At 53.8% G+C, this 15,992-nt stretch carries 12 protein-coding genes and 1 riboswitch; of the genes, 8 read left to right on the forward strand and 4 right to left on the reverse strand.

What is annotated here, in order from left to right:
- Window positions 1-160 precede the first annotated feature (160 nt).
- Window positions 161-2,812 carry a phosphoenolpyruvate carboxylase gene (ppc, locus tag NA330_RS21265; protein WP_023242423.1) on the reverse strand — a complete coding sequence of 884 codons (2,652 nt, stop codon included), beginning with the start codon at window positions 2,810-2,812 and terminating at the stop codon, window positions 161-163.
- Between the two features lie 391 nt (window positions 2,813-3,203).
- Window positions 3,204-4,355, reverse strand: a complete 1,152-nt coding sequence (gene argE, locus NA330_RS21270) for an acetylornithine deacetylase (protein ID WP_000800208.1) — start codon at window positions 4,353-4,355, stop codon at window positions 3,204-3,206.
- 88 nt (window positions 4,356-4,443) lie between these two features.
- Here argE and argC point away from each other — a divergent pair, with 88 nt between their 5' ends.
- The 4 genes from argC to oxyR all read left to right on the forward strand — a co-directional run bounded on the left by argC (window position 4,444) and on the right by oxyR (window position 8,928).
- Window positions 4,444-5,448 (forward strand): N-acetyl-gamma-glutamyl-phosphate reductase, encoded by a 1,005-nt coding sequence (gene argC, locus NA330_RS21275; protein ID WP_000935332.1) that lies wholly within the window; start codon window positions 4,444-4,446, stop codon window positions 5,446-5,448.
- A gap of 7 nt (window positions 5,449-5,455) precedes the next feature.
- Complete coding sequence (argB, locus tag NA330_RS21280; protein WP_001575262.1) at window positions 5,456-6,232, forward strand: acetylglutamate kinase; 777 nt, start codon at window positions 5,456-5,458, stop codon at window positions 6,230-6,232.
- A 117-nt stretch (window positions 6,233-6,349) separates the two neighbouring features.
- Window positions 6,350-7,726 carry an argininosuccinate lyase gene (gene argH / locus NA330_RS21285; RefSeq protein WP_023242424.1) on the forward strand — a complete coding sequence of 459 codons (1,377 nt, stop codon included), beginning with the start codon at window positions 6,350-6,352 and terminating at the stop codon, window positions 7,724-7,726.
- A gap of 284 nt (window positions 7,727-8,010) precedes the next feature.
- Window positions 8,011-8,928, forward strand: coding sequence for a DNA-binding transcriptional regulator OxyR (gene oxyR / locus NA330_RS21290; protein ID WP_001025919.1), 918 nt, complete (start codon window positions 8,011-8,013; stop codon window positions 8,926-8,928).
- Here oxyR and sthA read toward each other — a convergent pair.
- A complete protein-coding gene (gene sthA, locus NA330_RS21295) occupies window positions 8,911-10,311 on the reverse strand; it encodes a Si-specific NAD(P)(+) transhydrogenase (protein WP_001120791.1) in 1,401 nt (466 codons plus the stop codon). The genes oxyR and sthA overlap by 18 nt on opposite strands.
- 198 nt (window positions 10,312-10,509) lie before the next feature.
- Here sthA and fabR point away from each other — a divergent pair, with 198 nt between their 5' ends.
- Both fabR and NA330_RS21305 read left to right on the forward strand, forming a co-directional pair.
- Window positions 10,510-11,145, forward strand: a complete 636-nt coding sequence (gene fabR, locus NA330_RS21300; protein WP_000971958.1) for an HTH-type transcriptional repressor FabR — start codon at window positions 10,510-10,512, stop codon at window positions 11,143-11,145.
- A 15-nt stretch (window positions 11,146-11,160) separates the two neighbouring features.
- Complete coding sequence (locus NA330_RS21305; RefSeq protein WP_000813838.1) at window positions 11,161-11,520, forward strand: YijD family membrane protein; 360 nt, start codon at window positions 11,161-11,163, stop codon at window positions 11,518-11,520.
- A gap of 46 nt (window positions 11,521-11,566) precedes the next feature.
- Here NA330_RS21305 and trmA read toward each other — a convergent pair whose 3' ends face one another.
- A complete protein-coding gene (gene trmA, locus NA330_RS21310) occupies window positions 11,567-12,667 on the reverse strand; it encodes a tRNA (uridine(54)-C5)-methyltransferase TrmA (RefSeq protein ID WP_000186981.1) in 1,101 nt (366 codons plus the stop codon).
- A gap of 114 nt (window positions 12,668-12,781) precedes the next feature.
- Window positions 12,782-12,974: riboswitch (cobalamin riboswitch) on the forward strand.
- A 66-nt stretch (window positions 12,975-13,040) separates the two neighbouring features.
- Here trmA and btuB point away from each other — a divergent pair.
- Together btuB and murI are read left to right on the forward strand one after the other, a co-directional pair.
- A complete protein-coding gene (btuB, locus tag NA330_RS21315) occupies window positions 13,041-14,885 on the forward strand; it encodes a TonB-dependent vitamin B12 receptor BtuB (protein ID WP_023218276.1) in 1,845 nt (614 codons plus the stop codon).
- Window positions 14,830-15,681: a glutamate racemase gene (murI, locus tag NA330_RS21320; RefSeq protein ID WP_000201805.1), complete on the forward strand. Its 852-nt coding sequence runs from the start codon at window positions 14,830-14,832 to the stop codon at window positions 15,679-15,681. Before btuB ends, murI begins: the two co-directional genes overlap by 56 nt.
- The last annotated feature ends 311 nt before the right edge of the window (window positions 15,682-15,992 follow it).

The raw sequence follows: 15,992 nt of genomic DNA on the forward strand, positions 1-15,992 counted from the left end.
AAAGAATCTGAAGCAAACCTGCTTTATGCCGCACGTTTTGCTAAGAAAGATTTACAAATGCATAAAATGCAGACAGGAATATATTGAAAAAATGACGAGGATGACAGCAGTATTTCATGCCGCCCCCACATAACTGCGTGAGGGCGGCTTTCTTTTGGCGTTAGCCGGTGTTGCGCATACCGGCGGCGACGCCCGCAATCGTGACCATCAACGCCTGTTCGACGCGAGGATCGGGCGATTTGCCCTGCTCTTCAGTCAGACGGGAACGATACAGCAACTCGGCCTGCAACACGTTTAATGGATCGGTATAAACGTTTCTTAACTGAATGGACTCCGCAATCCACGGTAAGTCGGCCATCAGGTGCGAATCGTTGGCAATCGCCAGCACCACTTTAATGTCTTCTTCCAGCAGGTCTCGTAGCTCTTTGCCCAGCGGCCATAGCGTTTTCGCCACCAGACGCTGATCGTAATAGTCGGCCAGCCACAGGTCGGCTTTTGAGAACACCATTTCCAGCATCCCAAGACGCGTGGAGAAGAACGGCCAGTCGCGGCACATGGCTTCCAGTTCGCTTTGTTTACCGTCTTCCACCACTTTTTGCAGCGCAGTACCCGCGCCCAGCCAGGCTGGCAGCATCAGGCGGTTTTGCGTCCAGGCGAAGATCCACGGAATCGCGCGCAGCGATTCGACGCCGCCAGTTGGACGACGTTTCGCCGGACGTGAGCCGAGCGGCAATTTGCCCAGCTCTTGCTCCGGCGTCGCGGAGCGGAAGTACGGTACAAAGTCTTTATTTTCGCGCACGTAGCCGCGGTAGGTTTCACAGGAGATGACGGAAAGCTCATCCATAATATGACGCCAGCTGTCTTTCGGTTCCGGCGGCGGCAGCAGATTTGCTTCCAGAATTGCGCTGGTGTAGAGCGAGAGGCTGCTGACGGTGACTTCCGGCAGGCCGTATTTGAAGCGGATCATCTCGCCCTGCTCGGTCACGCGCAGACCGCCTTTCAGACTGCCTGGCGGTTGCGAAAGCAGCGCTGCGTGGGCTGGCGCGCCGCCACGGCCAATAGAGCCGCCGCGGCCGTGGAAGAGGGTGAGCTCGATGCCGGCTTTTTCACAGGTTTTGATCAGGGCGTCCTGCGCCTGATACTGCGCCCATGACGCGGCCATAACGCCGGCGTCTTTTGCCGAGTCGGAGTAGCCGATCATGACCATCTGCTTACCCTGAATCAGCCCGCGATACCAGTCGATATTCAACAACTGGGTCATCACGTCGTCGGCATTGTTCAGGTCGTCGAGGGTTTCAAACAGCGGCGCGACCGGCATGGCAAAGCCGATACCAGCCTCTTTCAGCAGCAGATGCACAGCCAGCACATCAGACGGCGTTTTCGCCATTGAAATCACGTAGGCGGCGATCGACCCCTTTGGCGCTTCGGCAATAACCTTGCAGGTTTCAAGCACTTCGAGGGTATCGTTGCTCGGCTCCCAATTACGCGGCAGTAGCGGACGTTTGGAGTTCAGTTCGCGGATCAGGAAGGCCTGCTTGTCGGCTTCCGACCAGCTTTCGTAGTCGCCAATACCGAGGTAGCGGGTAATTTCGCCCAGCGCTTCGGTATGGCGGGTGCTCTCCTGACGGATATCAATACGCACCAGCGGTACGCCGAAACACTTCACGCGGCGGAGCGTGTCGAGTAACTCGCCGTTGGCGATAATGCCCATGCCGCAGGCCTGTAACGACTGGTAGCAGGCGTACAGAGGTTCCCAGAGCTGCTCGTTTTGCGTCAGCAGGCCAGCCGGTTTGGGCAGCTTCTCGCCTTTCAGACGCGCTTCCAGCCAGGACTGGGTCGCCATCAGACGGGCGCGCAATTTTTTCATCAGGTAGCGATACGGCTCAGACGCGCCTTCTTCGCCCACTAACGCCAGCAGCTCCGGCGTGGCGTCGACCATCGACAGTTCTGATACCAGAACATGAATGTCTTTCAGGAACAGATCGGTGGCTTTCCAGCGGCTTAACAAGAGCACGTGGCGGGTAATATCCGCCGTCACGTTCGGGTTGCCGTCACGGTCGCCGCCCATCCAGGAGGTAAAACGTACCGGCACAAAATCCACCGGCAATTTGTAGCCGAGATTTTCTTCCAGCTGTTCGTTCAGTTCACGCAGATAGTTAGGTACGCCCTGCCACAGGCTGTTCTCAACCACGGCGAAGCCCCATTTGGCTTCATCCACCGGGCTTGGACGCTGCTTGCGGATCTCATCCGTATGCCAGGATTGGGCAATCAACTGGCGTAGGCGACGCATTACCTGGTGGCGTTCGTAGTCGGCGATATCGGTATTATCAAGCTGTTTCAGACAGTTGTTGATTTCACCCATTTTGTGAATAAGCGTACGGCGGGTAATTTCTGTCGGATGGGCGGTTAGCACCAACTCCAGAGACAGCGACTCTACCGCTTTTTTGATGGTTGCGTCGTTGAGGTCCGGTTGGTTTTTCAGTTTGCGCAGAGTGCGGGCAATCACTTCCGGGTTGCTGGCGGCTTCGCCTTTTGGCGAAATGCTGTGGTATTGCTCGGCAGTATTGGCCAGGTTCAGGAACTGACTAAACGCGCGCGCAACTGGCAGCAGCTCGTCATTAGACAAATTTTGTAGCGTGGTGAGCAGCTCCTGGCGATTAGCTTCATTGCCGGCGCGTGAAGATTTGGATAGCTTACGGATTGTTTCTACGCGATCAAGAATGTGTTCTCCCAGCGCATCCTTGATGGTTTCTCCCAGCACCTTGCCGAGCATACTGACATTACTACGCAACGCGGAATATTGTTCGTTCATATGATCCCAGACACCCCATCTCTGTTGTAATTGTCCTGCATCTTTCACGCTGCGGCGGCGTTGGCTGCGCTCTCCCACCCAGGTCACTTACTTATGTAAGCTCCCTGGGATGTGCTCGTTTGCCGTCTTGCCGCAACGCGAAATCTTTCGGACCAAGCTTTTTCACATCACTTCTCACCTTTATAAAGCCACGTAAAACCCGTGGCGTCAATTACTGCGAAATCGGTTCAGCAAGCGAAAAAATGGCGGTAATTTATTAAAGTTAATTCGCATCGTGCCAAATAAGAAATGCTTATGAACATGTGGTGTAGAGATGCCGGATGGCGCTGCGCTTATCCGGCCTACAAGACGGGGGAGGCCCGGTAAACATCACGTCACCGGGCAATATGCATTAATGCCAGCAAAAATGGTGTACTACCTGGGTAATCAATTCCCGGGTTGGCTTAATAAAACGCGTTTCGAGATATTCATCCGGCTGATGCGCCTGATTAATTGAGCCCGGACCAAGCACCAGCGTTGGGCATAATGTCTGCATAAACGGCGCTTCAGTACAGTAGTTCACCACGTCGGTTTTCGTTCCCAACAGTTTTTCTACTACTTCAACCAGTTGGTGGTCCGGTGGACACTCATAACCTGGAATCGGCGGATGTAATTCCGCCACCGTCAGGCGGCCCGGCCAGCGTTCGCTTACCGGGGCCAGCGCGTCGTTAAGCAGTCCATTAAGGTCGTTTAACGTCATGCCCGGCAGTGGACGAATATCCATATGCAATTCGCAGCAGGCGCAGATACGGTTTGAGGCATCGCCGCCGTGAATATGGCCCAGATTCAGCGTTGGATACGGAACGGTAAACGCCTCGTAGTGATACCGCGCTTTCAGCGAGTCACGCAGTTGCATGATATGGCCAATCGCATCGTGCATCAGTTCAATGGCGTTAACCCCACGCGCCGGGTCGCTGGAATGACCGGACTGCCCCAGGACGCGAACGACATTAGAGATATGCCCTTTGTGCGCGCGTATCGGTTGCAACGACGTCGGTTCGCCAATGATCGCGCAGTCCGGACGTAATGCCGTGGTTTCGGAAAAATAACGCGCCCCCGCCATGCTGGTCTCTTCATCGGCGGTCGCCAGAATGTAGAGCGGCTTTTTCAACTTTGTGACGTCAACGTCACGTAGCGCGTCCAGAATAAAAGCGAAGAAGCCTTTCATATCCGCAGTGCCCAGACCATAGAGCTTATTGTCGTGCTCGGTCAGCGTGAACGGGTCGCGCGTCCAGCGTCCGTCATCAAAGGGAACCGTGTCGGTATGGCCGGTCAGCAGCAAACCGCCCGCGCCATGTCCGGTGCTGGCGAGCATATTAAATTTGTTTCGCGTTCCTGGAACCGGTTGAACCTCTACGTTGAAACCAAGATCGCTGAACCAGCCTGCAAGCAAAGTGATTAAAGACGCATTACTTTGATCCAGGGATTCTTCGGTTGCGCTTATCGACGGTGTGGCAATCAGAGCGCGGTAAATCTCGATAAATGGCGGTAAAACGTTTTTCATTGTTGACACACCTCAGGTCATGATAGTATCAATATTCATGCATTAATTATGAATAAAAATACATTAACGTTGAGCATAAAGGAACCCGATGTTGAATACGCTGATTGTAGGCGCTAGCGGTTATGCGGGCGCAGAGCTTGTAAGCTACGTAAATCGCCACCCACATATGACCATAACCGCTTTGACCGTCTCAGCGCAAAGCAATGATGCAGGAAAGTTAATTTCTGATTTACATCCGCAGTTAAAAGGGATTGTCGACCTGCCATTGCAACCGATGTCGGATGTACGTGATTTTAGTGCAGATGTTGATGTGGTGTTCCTGGCGACAGCGCATGAAGTGAGCCACGATCTGGCACCGCAATTTTTACAGGCCGGATGCGTCGTATTCGATCTTTCCGGCGCGTTTCGGGTAAACGATCGCGCCTTCTATGAAAAGTACTACGGATTTACTCATCAGTATCCTGAGCTGCTGGAGCAGGCGGTGTACGGTCTGGCGGAGTGGAATGCCGATAAACTGAACACGGCGAATCTGATTGCGGTTCCTGGTTGCTATCCAACCGCAGCGCAGTTGTCGCTAAAACCGCTGATTGACGGCGGGCTTCTGGATCTGACGCAGTGGCCGGTAATTAATGCCACCAGCGGGGTGAGCGGCGCGGGGCGCAAGGCAGCAATATCGAACAGTTTCTGTGAAGTGAGTTTGCAACCGTATGGCGTGTTTACGCATCGTCATCAGCCGGAAATCGCCGCCCATCTGGGCGCGGAGGTCATCTTCACCCCGCATCTGGGGAATTTTCCGCGCGGGATTCTGGAAACCATTACCTGCCGCCTGAAAGCGGGAGTAACCCATGCGCAGGTCGCCGACGTGTTGCAAAAAGCCTATGGCGACAAACCGCTGGTGCGCCTGTATGACAAAGGCGTTCCGGCGTTAAAGAACGTCGTCGGGCTGCCGTTCTGCGATATTGGTTTTGCCGTCCAGGGCGAACATCTGATTGTGGTGGCAACCGAAGACAACTTGTTGAAAGGCGCAGCGGCGCAGGCGGTGCAGTGCGCTAATATTCGTTTTGGCTTCGCTGAAACGCAGTCTCTTATTTAAGGGTGAAATGATGAATCCATTAATTATCAAGCTGGGTGGCGTATTACTGGATAGCGAAGAGGCTCTGGAACGTCTTTTTACCGCGCTGGTCAACTATCGTGAGTCCCATCAGCGTCCGCTGGTGATTGTTCACGGCGGCGGTTGCGTGGTGGATGAGCTGATGAAAGGGCTGAATTTGCCAGTGAAAAAGAAAGACGGCCTGCGCGTGACGCCTGCCGATCAGATTGGCATCATTACCGGCGCGCTGGCGGGAACCGCTAACAAGACTCTGCTGGCCTGGGCGAAGAAACACCATATCGCCTCTGTTGGTCTGTTTCTGGGCGATGGCGACAGCGTAAACGTGACCCAACTCGATGAAGCGTTAGGCCACGTCGGGCTGGCGCAGCCGGGGTCGCCGAAGCTGATTAACATGCTGCTGGAAAACGGCTTTCTGCCGGTGGTCAGTTCCATTGGCGTAACAGACGACGGCCAACTGATGAACGTCAACGCCGATCAGGCGGCAACCGCGCTGGCGGCGACGCTGGGGGCCGATCTGATCCTGCTTTCCGACGTGAGCGGTATTCTGGACGGCAAAGGCCAGCGTATCGCCGAAATGACGGCGTCCAAAGCCGAGCAGCTTATCGACCAGGGCATTATTACCGACGGGATGATTGTGAAAGTGAATGCGGCTCTCGATGCTGCGCGGGCGCTGGGTCGCCCGGTGGATATCGCTTCCTGGCGTCATGCGGAACAATTGCCTGCACTGTTTAACGGCACGCCGATTGGCACGCGTATTCTGGCTTAACTATTTGTTCGCCCGATGGCGGCTGCGCCTTATCGGGCCTACGTGAACAGAAATTGTAAGCCGGATAAGCGTAGCGCTATCCGGCAGTGAAATTCGAAGAATTTAAGGAAGTCTATTATGGCACTTTGGGGTGGGCGTTTTACACAGGCGGCAGACCAGCGGTTTAAACAATTCAATGATTCGTTGCGCTTCGATTACCGTCTGGCGGAGCAGGATATTGTCGGTTCTGTGGCCTGGTCCAAAGCATTGGTCACGGTAGGCGTACTGACTGCCGATGAGCAACGACAGTTGGAAGAAGCGCTGAACGTGCTGCTGGAAGAGGTTCGCGCGAATCCGCAGCAAATCCTGCAAAGCGATGCGGAAGATATCCATAGCTGGGTGGAAGGTAAGCTCATCGACAAAGTGGGTCAGTTGGGTAAAAAGCTGCACACCGGGCGCAGCCGTAACGATCAGGTGGCGACGGACCTGAAACTGTGGTGCAAAGAGACGGTGAGGGAACTGCTTACCGCTAACCGCCAGCTACAGAGCGCGCTGGTGGAAACCGCGCAGGCGAACCAGGACGCGGTAATGCCGGGATATACCCATCTGCAACGCGCGCAGCCGGTGACTTTCGCCCACTGGTGTCTCGCGTATGTTGAAATGCTGGCGCGCGATGAAAGCCGCCTGCAGGACACGTTTAAACGTCTGGACGTGAGTCCGCTAGGTTGCGGCGCGTTGGCGGGAACGGCCTATGAAATTGACCGTGAACAATTGGCAGGCTGGCTGGGCTTTGCGTCTGCGACCCGCAACAGCCTGGACAGCGTGTCCGATCGTGACCACGTACTGGAACTGCTTTCTGATGCGGCTATCGGCATGGTGCATCTGTCACGCTTCGCGGAAGATCTGATTTTCTTTAATTCTGGTGAAGCGGGTTTTGTAGAGCTTTCTGACCGCGTGACTTCCGGTTCATCGTTAATGCCGCAGAAGAAAAACCCGGACGCGCTGGAGCTGATTCGCGGTAAGTGCGGTCGCGTACAAGGGGCGCTAACCGGCATGATGATGACCTTAAAAGGTCTGCCGCTGGCGTATAACAAAGATATGCAGGAAGACAAAGAAGGGCTGTTCGATGCGCTCGATACCTGGCTTGACTGCCTGCATATGGCGGCGTTGGTGCTGGACGGTATTCAGGTGAAACGCCCACGTTGTCAGGACGCGGCGCAACAGGGGTATGCCAACGCCACGGAGCTGGCGGATTACCTGGTCGCGAAAGGCGTGCCGTTCCGCGAAGCGCACCATATTGTCGGCGAAGCGGTGGTAGAAGCTATTCGCCAGGGTAAGCCGCTGGAAGCGTTGCCGCTGGCCGATTTACAGAAATTCAGCCGCGTGATTGGCGACGATGTGTATCCGATATTGTCTTTGCAGTCGTGTCTGGATAAACGGGCGGCAAAAGGCGGCGTTTCTCCACAGCAGGTGGCGCAGGCCATCGACGATGCGAAGGCGCGCCTCGCGTTGTAGGCCTTATAAGCGTAGCGCCATCAGGTAATACTGCCCGGCCGAGCATCAGCGACGCTGGGCTTTTTTACGCAAAAAAAAAGCGGACCAGAGGTCCGCAAAAGTTCACGTTGGCTTTAGTTATTTCGGGTTCGAGAGATACCCTCTAAACGGGCGGTGTCTTCAAGGGTTAAACGAGAAACCGCTCCGTTCTGTGATGTATTATTAATCAGAAAGGTTGATAGGGATAATCGTTCGTTGCTATGCTACCTATCGCCATGAACTATCGTGGCGACGGAGGATGAATAATGAATATTCGTGATCTTGAATATCTGGTGGCGTTAGCCGAACATCGCCATTTCCGGCGAGCGGCGGACTCCTGTCACGTCAGCCAGCCAACGCTTAGTGGGCAAATACGTAAGCTGGAAGATGAGCTGGGCGTTATGCTGCTGGAGCGTACGAGCCGTAAGGTGCTGTTTACCCAGGCGGGCTTACTGCTGGTGGATCAGGCGCGTACCGTACTGCGTGAGGTCAAGGTGCTCAAGGAGATGGCAAGCCAACAAGGCGAGACGATGTCCGGCCCGCTGCATATTGGTTTAATCCCAACGATTGGTCCCTATTTGCTGCCGCTTATCATTCCAATGTTGCACCAGACTTTCCCGAAGCTGGAAATGTATCTGCATGAGGCGCAAACGCACCAGCTGTTAGCGCAACTCGATAGCGGCAAGCTTGACTGCGCTATTCTGGCGCTGGTGAAAGAGAGCGAGGCGTTTATCGAAGTGCCGCTGTTTGATGAGCCCATGATGCTGGCTATTTATGAGGATCATCCGTGGGCGAATCGCGATCGCGTGCCGATGTCCGATCTGGCGGGCGAGAAATTGCTGATGCTGGAAGATGGCCACTGTTTGCGCGATCAGGCGATGGGGTTCTGTTTTGAAGCGGGAGCGGATGAAGATACCCATTTCCGGGCGACCAGTCTGGAAACGCTGCGCAACATGGTGGCGGCGGGCAGTGGTATTACACTACTCCCCGCGCTGGCCGTACCGCAGGAGCGTAAGCGCGACGGCGTGGTTTATCTGCCATGCATTAAGCCGGAGCCGCGTCGTACCGTGGGGCTGGTTTATCGCCCGGGATCGCCGCTGCGTAGCCGTTATGAGCAACTGGCAGAGGCCATCCGTGGCGCAATGGATGGCCATTTCGACAAGGCGTTAAAACAGGCGGTTTAAGCCGTTCAACGCCGCAACCCGATAAGCTTCCGCCATGGTTGGGTAGTTAAAGGTGGTGTTAACGAAGTATTCGATAGTGTTACCGCCACCTTTCTGCTCCATGATCGCCTGGCCGATATGAATAATTTCGGCGGCGCGTTCGCCAAAGCAGTGAATCCCCAGAATTTCTTTGGTTTCGCGGTGGAAGAGAATTTTTAGCGTGCCGACGTTCATGCCGACGATTTGCGCTCGCGCCAGATGCTTAAACTGCGCGCGGCCCACTTCGTAAGGCACTTTCATTGCCGTTAACTGCTGCTCGGTTTTGCCGACAGAACTGATTTCCGGAATGGTATAAATCCCGGTGGGGATATCTTCGATAAGATGCGCGGTCGCTTCGCCTTTCACCAGCGCCTGCGCTGCAATACGCCCCTGATCGTAGGCGGCGGAGGCCAGACTGGGATAGCCAATCACGTCGCCCACCGCATAGACGTGCGGCAGGGCGGTCTGGTACATACTGTTGACTTTGAGCTGTCCACGGCTGTCTGTTTCCAGACCAATATTCTCCAGCGCCAGCGAATCGGTGTTACCGGTACGGCCATTAGCATAAAGCAGGCAGTCAGCCTTCAGTTTTTTGCCGGATTTCAGGTGCATGATGACGCCATCATCGCAGCCTTCGATTTTCTCATACTCTTCATTGTGGCGAATAACCACGCCGCTATTCCAGAAATGGTAAGAGAGAGAGTCGGACATCTCCTGATCGAGAAAGGCCAGCAGGCGATCGCGGGTGTTGATCAGATCCACTTTCACATCCATACCGCGGAAGATGGACGCATATTCGCAGCCGATAACGCCGGCGCCGTAAATAATAACGTGGCGCGGTTCATGGTGGAGACTCAGGATTGAGTCGCTGTCATAAATGCGCGGATGCGAGAAATCCACATCACTGGGATGGTAAGGACGCGAACCACAGGCAATAACAAATTTTTCTGCCGTCAGGGTTTCAACCGTGCCGTCATGGCATTCCAGCGCCAGGGTATGTTCGTCAATAAAATGGGCGTTGCCCTGCAAGATTTCACAGTGGTTACGCTCATAAAACCCCTGACGCATACGCGTTTGTTGATTAATCACGTTATCGGCATGATTAAGGATATCGGCGAAAGAAGAACGAAGAAGACGGGAGTGGTCGCTATAGAGCGGGTTTTGATTAAATTCAATAATGCGGCTGACGGCGTGGCGAAGGGCTTTGGATGGGATGGTGCCCCAGTGGGTACATCCGCCGCCAACGTTATGATAACGCTCAATCACCGCGACGCGTGCTCCTTGCTTAACCAGACCCATTGCAGCGCCTTCACCGCCGGGGCCTGACCCTATGACGACTGCATCATAATCCCAGGAATGTGGCATGGTATTACTCACCTGTTTTTATACATAAAATAAACACGATGATAACATTTGCCCAGCTTTAACCCAATTATCGTTGTGCTTTTTTGCGAAGCCGGAGCACAAACTGTCTGTAAACAATCATTCACAATCCAGTGTGAACCCGTTACTTTTATTCTCTGGTATAGTGCCGAATAAGGCATATGGAAGGATTCAGACATTGTGATGGGTGTTAGAGCGCAACAAAAAGAAAAAACCCGGCGTTCGCTGGTGGAAGCCGCATTCAGCCAACTGAGCGCTGAGCGGAGTTTCGCCAGCCTGAGTTTGCGTGAGGTGGCGCGTGAAGCGGGCATCGCGCCAACGTCGTTTTACCGTCATTTTCGCGATGTCGATGAACTCGGTCTGACGATGGTGGATGAAAGCGGTCTGATGCTGCGTCAGTTGATGCGTCAGGCGCGACAGCGCATCGCGAAAGGCGGCAGCGTCATTCGCACGTCGGTCTCCACATTTATGGAGTTTATCGGCAACAACCCCAACGCCTTCCGTCTGTTGTTGCGCGAGCGTTCCGGCACTTCCGCGGCGTTTCGTGCCGCCGTCGCGCGGGAGATTCAGCATTTTATTGCGGAACTTGCCGACTATCTGGAACTCGAAAACCATATGCCGCGCGCGTTTACTGAAGCCCAGGCCGAAGCGATGGTGACTATTGTCTTTAGCGCGGGCGCAGAGGCGTTGGACATCGGCGCTGAACAGCGTCGGCAATTAGAAGAGCGGCTGGTATTGCAACTGCGCATGATTGCGAAAGGGGCGTATTACTGGTATCGCCGTGAGCAAGAGAAAATAGCACATCATTCCGAATAACGTGAAGGACGAGTAATGAAACAGTCAGGTCAAGATAAAGGTACGCTGTTGCTGGCGCTCATCGCTGGCTTATCGATTAACGGCACATTCGCGGCGCTGTTTAGCGCTATTGTGCCGTTCTCCGTATTCCCGGTTATCTCGCTGGTGCTGACGGTATATTGTCTGCATCAGCGCTACCAAAATCGTACTATGCCGGTAGGTTTGCCGGGGTTGGCCGCCGCCTGTTTCATTCTTGGCGTTTTACTGTATAGCACCGTCGTGCGTGCAGAATATCCGGATATTGGCTCTAATTTCTTCCCGGCGGTGCTGTCGGTGATTCTGGTATTCTGGATTGGCTTTAAACTACGTAACCGCAAGCAGGATACCGCGGAATAGTGTGTGAATGCCGGATGGCGGTATAACCGGCCATCCGACGTACATTTTACCTTGCGGTGAGTAATACTCCGCATTCCATATGATGCGTATACGGGAACTGATCGAATAGCGCCAGGCGAGACACCGTGTGCGTCTGGCTTAACGTTTCCAGGTTTTTGCACAACGTTTCCGGATTGCAGGAAATGTACAGAATACGTGGATAAGCCTGCACCATTTTTTCCGTTTCGCTGTCCAGACCGCTGCGCGGCGGATCGACAAAAATGGTTTCGCACTGATAGCGCTTCAGGTCGATCCCCTGCAGGCGGTTAAACTCACGAACGCCATTCATCGCCTGGGTAAACTCTTCCGCCGCCATGCGAATAATTTGCACATTATCAATATGATTAGCGGCAATATTGTACTGTGCGGCAGCGACGGACGGTTTGGCGATTTCGGTTGCCAGCACGCGGTTAAAATTGCGCGCCAGCGCTAAAGAAAAATTGCCGTTGCCGCAATACAACTCAAGCAGATCGCCTTTTGAGTCTTTCGTCACCTCCAGCGCCCACTCTAACATCTGAATATTCATGGCGGCGTTTGGCTGCGTAAAGCTGTTTTCGACCTGGCGGTAGATCATCTCTTTACCTGCCACAGGCAGACGCTCATCAATATAATCCTGATCCAATTCGATTTTAGTTTTAGTGGCCCGGCCAATCAGGTGTACGTTCAGTCCTTGCGCGCGTAAAGCATCGCGTAACGCAGTGGCGGCTTCACGCCACTCTTCGTCCAGCTTCTTATGGTACAGCAACGACACTACCGCCTGGTTGCTCAAGGTCGTGAGATAATCGATCTGGAACAGCTTATGCCGCAGTGCATGATTATCGCGCACGCCGGCAATCATCGCCTTCATTAAGGTATTAATCAGTTGGCTGGCCGCCGGGAAGGTGTCAACGCGAATGCGGCTTTTGGTCTGCTGATCAAACATAATGTGGTACAGGTCATCGCCGTCATGCCACAGGCGAAATTCCGCACGCATACGATAGTGACTGACCGGCGAGCGAAATACTTCCGGAACCAGGCCAGAAAACGGCGCCATCATACTCTGCAAGCGCGCCACTTTTTCGGCCAGCTGCGCCTCATACTGTTCTGTCGGAAGATGTTCGGGGGTCATATCGCATCCTGAATAATAAAAGTACGCGGGGATTGTAGGGATTGCTCAGTGGATGTCCAGCTATTGATGATTTCTGATTTGTGATGCGCGGTCTGGACAGGGTGTTGTGACAGACGGTAGCATCCGTGGGCCGGTCCTGTGAGTTAATAGGGAATCCAGTGAAAATCTGGAGCTGACGCGCAGCGGTAAGGAAAGGTGAGATGAGAGCGTAAGCAGACACTGCCTCCGGCGGGAAGTCATCATTTCTGCTATCCAGCCAACGGATAACCCTCCAAGCCCGAAGACCTGCCGGCTAACGTCGCATCTGGTTTTTCATCATCGCGTACTATCGATGAAGCCTGCGGCATCCTTCTTATATTGTGGATGCTTTACAATGATTAAAAAAGCTATGCTGCTGACGGCGTTCTCCGTCACGGCCTTTTCCGCTTGGGCGCAGGACACTAGCCCGGATACCCTGGTTGTCACCGCCAACCGTTTTCAGCAGCCGCGCAGCGCGGTTCTGGCGCCCGTTACCATCGTGACGCGTCAGGATATTGAACGCTGGCAATCGACCTCCGTAAATGATGTTCTGCGCCGTTTGCCTGGCGTCGATATTGCGCAGAGCGGCGGCGCCGGACAAAACTCCTCCATTTTCATTCGCGGCACCAACTCCAGCCATGTGCTGGTATTGATTGACGGCGTGCGTCTGAATTTAGCAGGCGTGAGCGGGTCCGCCGATCTCAGCCAGTTCCCGGTGTCGCTGGTACAGCGCATTGAATATATTCGCGGTCCGCGCTCCGCTATTTATGGTTCCGATGCTATCGGCGGCGTAGTGAATATCATTACGACGCGCGATAACCCAGGCACAGAATTAACCGCTGGATGGGGAAGCAATAGCTACCAGAATTACGACATCTCGACGCAACAGCAACTTGGCGAAAACACGCGGGCGACGTTGATCGGCGATTACGAATACACCAAAGGGTTTGACGTGGTAGCGAAAGGCGGTACCGGGATGCAGGCGCAGCCTGACCGGGACGGCTTTTTGAGTAAAACGCTTTATGGCGCGTTAGAGCATACCTTTTCTGATCGCTGGAGCGGATTCGTGCGTGGTTATGGCTACGATAACCGTACCGATTACGACGCCTATTACTCGCCGGGCTCGCCGCTGATTGATACACGCAAACTTTATAGCCAAAGCTGGGATGCCGGGCTGCGCTTTAATGGCGAACGTATTCAGTCTCAGCTGGTTTCAAGCTATAGCCACAGTAAAGATTACAACTATGATCCGCACTATGGCCGGTATGATACCTCCGCCACGCTGGATGAGATGAAACAGTACAATGTTCAATGGACCAACAGTGTGGTCGTGGGGCACGGTAATGTTGGGGCGGGCGTAGACTGGCAGAAGCAGACTACCACGCCAGGTACCGGCTATGTGCCCGAGGGATATGACCAGCGTAATACCGGGGTTTACCTGACAGGATTACAACAGTTGGGTGACTTCACTCTGGAAGCGGCGGCGCGCAGTGATGACAACTCCCAGTTTGGCCGTCATGGTACATGGCAAACCAGCGCAGGATGGGAGTTTATAGAAGGTTATCGCTTTATTGCCTCCTACGGAACCTCCTACAAAGCGCCTAATTTGGGCCAACTGTATGGTTATTACGGTAATCCGAACCTGAATCCTGAAAAGAGTAAACAGTGGGAAGGCGCATTTGAAGGGCTAACCGCTGGCGTCAGCTGGCGTATTTCAGGTTATCGTAACGATATTAATGACATGATCGATTATGACGATCATCTGCAAAAATATTACAACGAAGGTAAGGCGCGCATTAAAGGTATTGAGGCGACGGCGAATTTCGATACCGGACCGTTAACGCATACGGTCAGTTATGATTACGTTGATGCGCGTAATGCGATTACCGATACGCCATTACCGCGGCGTTCCAAACAGATGGCAAAATATCAACTTGACTGGGACGTTTACGATTTTGACTGGGGGGTGACATATCAATACCTTGGTTCCCGCTATGATTCGGATTACTCCGCTTACCCATACCGGACAGTAAAAATGGGCGGCGTCAGTTTATGGGATCTTACGGTTGCATATCCGGTCACCTCACATCTGACAGTTCGTGGTAAAATAGCCAACCTGTTCGACAAAGATTACGAGACAGTTTATGGCTACCAAACTGCAGGACGAGAATACACCTTGTCTGGCAGCTACACCTTCTGAACCACGTCCCACCGTGCTGGTATTTGATTCCGGCGTCGGTGGATTGTCGGTCTATGATGAGATTCGGCGGCTCCTGCCGGATCTCCACTATATATATGCTTTCGATAACGTGGCTTTCCCCTACGGGGAAAAGAGTGAAACGTTTATCGTCGAGCGCGTTGTCGAGATTGTGACTGCGGTACAGCAGCGCTATCCCCTTTCACTGGCGGTGATTGCCTGCAATACCGCCAGTACGGTCTCACTTCCCGCATTACGTGAAAAGTTTGCCTTCCCGGTGGTGGGCGTTGTGCCTGCGATTAAACCAGCGGCGCGGCTGACCGCCAATGGCGTCGTCGGGCTACTGGCGACGAGAGCGACGGTCAAACGTCCTTATACTCACGAGCTGATTGCGCGCTTCGCTAATGAATGTCAGATAGCCATGTTGGGGTCGGCAGAACTGGTGGAACTGGCGGAAGCGAAATTACATGGCGACTCGGTCTCGCTGGAAGAGCTGCGCCGCATATTACGCCCATGGCTACGAATGCCGGAGCCGCCTGACACGGTCGTTCTGGGGTGTACGCATTTCCCTCTATTACGGGACGAGCTTTTGCAAGTCCTGCCCGAAGGGACGCGGTTAGTGGATTCCGGCGCGGCGATAGCGCGTCGTACAGCCTGGCTGTTGGAACATGAAGCGCCGGATGCGAAATCAACCGATGCCAATATTGCTTATTGCATGGCAATGACGCCAGGAGCTGAACAATTATTACCCGTTTTACAGCGTTATGGCTTTGAAACGCTCGAAAAACTGCCGGTTTAATGGCGTTTTGGGTAAATACCAGGCACTTGAGAAATTATTTTAAATTTCCTCTTGTCAGGCAGAAATAACTCCCTATAATGCGCCACCACTGACACGGAACAACGGCACACAGGCCGCCGGGTCAGCGGGGTTCAGACCAGAACCTCACGGAGAAAAGCGAAAATAAACGCTTGACTCTGAAGCGGGAAAGCGTAATATGCACACCCCGCGCCGCTGAGAAAAAGCGAAGCGGCACTGCTCTTTAACAATTTATCAGACAATCTGTGTGGGCACTCGAAGATACGGATTCTTAACGTCCTCGGACGAAAAAT

This window comes from Salmonella sp. NW722 (genome assembly GCF_051702785.1).
Classification (GTDB): Bacteria; Pseudomonadota; Gammaproteobacteria; order Enterobacterales; family Enterobacteriaceae; genus Salmonella; species Salmonella enterica.

Bases quoted from the DNA above. Each gene is read 5' to 3' on its own strand.
- oxyR (WP_001025919.1), top strand. From the start codon at position 8,011: ATGAATATTCGTGATCTTGAATATCTGGTGGCGTTAGCCGAACATCGC.
- murI (WP_000201805.1), top strand. From the start codon at position 14,830: ATGGCTACCAAACTGCAGGACGAGAATACACCTTGTCTGGCAGCTACA.
- argC (WP_000935332.1), top strand. From the start codon at position 4,444: ATGTTGAATACGCTGATTGTAGGCGCTAGCGGTTATGCGGGCGCAGAG.
- argH (WP_023242424.1), top strand. From the start codon at position 6,350: ATGGCACTTTGGGGTGGGCGTTTTACACAGGCGGCAGACCAGCGGTTT.
- argE (WP_000800208.1), bottom strand. From the start codon at position 4,355: ATGAAAAACGTTTTACCGCCATTTATCGAGATTTACCGCGCTCTGATT.
- ppc (WP_023242423.1), bottom strand. From the start codon at position 2,812: ATGAACGAACAATATTCCGCGTTGCGTAGTAATGTCAGTATGCTCGGC.
- sthA (WP_001120791.1), bottom strand. From the start codon at position 10,311: ATGCCACATTCCTGGGATTATGATGCAGTCGTCATAGGGTCAGGCCCC.
- trmA (WP_000186981.1), bottom strand. From the start codon at position 12,667: ATGACCCCCGAACATCTTCCGACAGAACAGTATGAGGCGCAGCTGGCC.
- NA330_RS21305 (WP_000813838.1), top strand. From the start codon at position 11,161: ATGAAACAGTCAGGTCAAGATAAAGGTACGCTGTTGCTGGCGCTCATC.
- argB (WP_001575262.1), top strand. From the start codon at position 5,456: ATGATGAATCCATTAATTATCAAGCTGGGTGGCGTATTACTGGATAGC.
- btuB (WP_023218276.1), top strand. From the start codon at position 13,041: ATGATTAAAAAAGCTATGCTGCTGACGGCGTTCTCCGTCACGGCCTTT.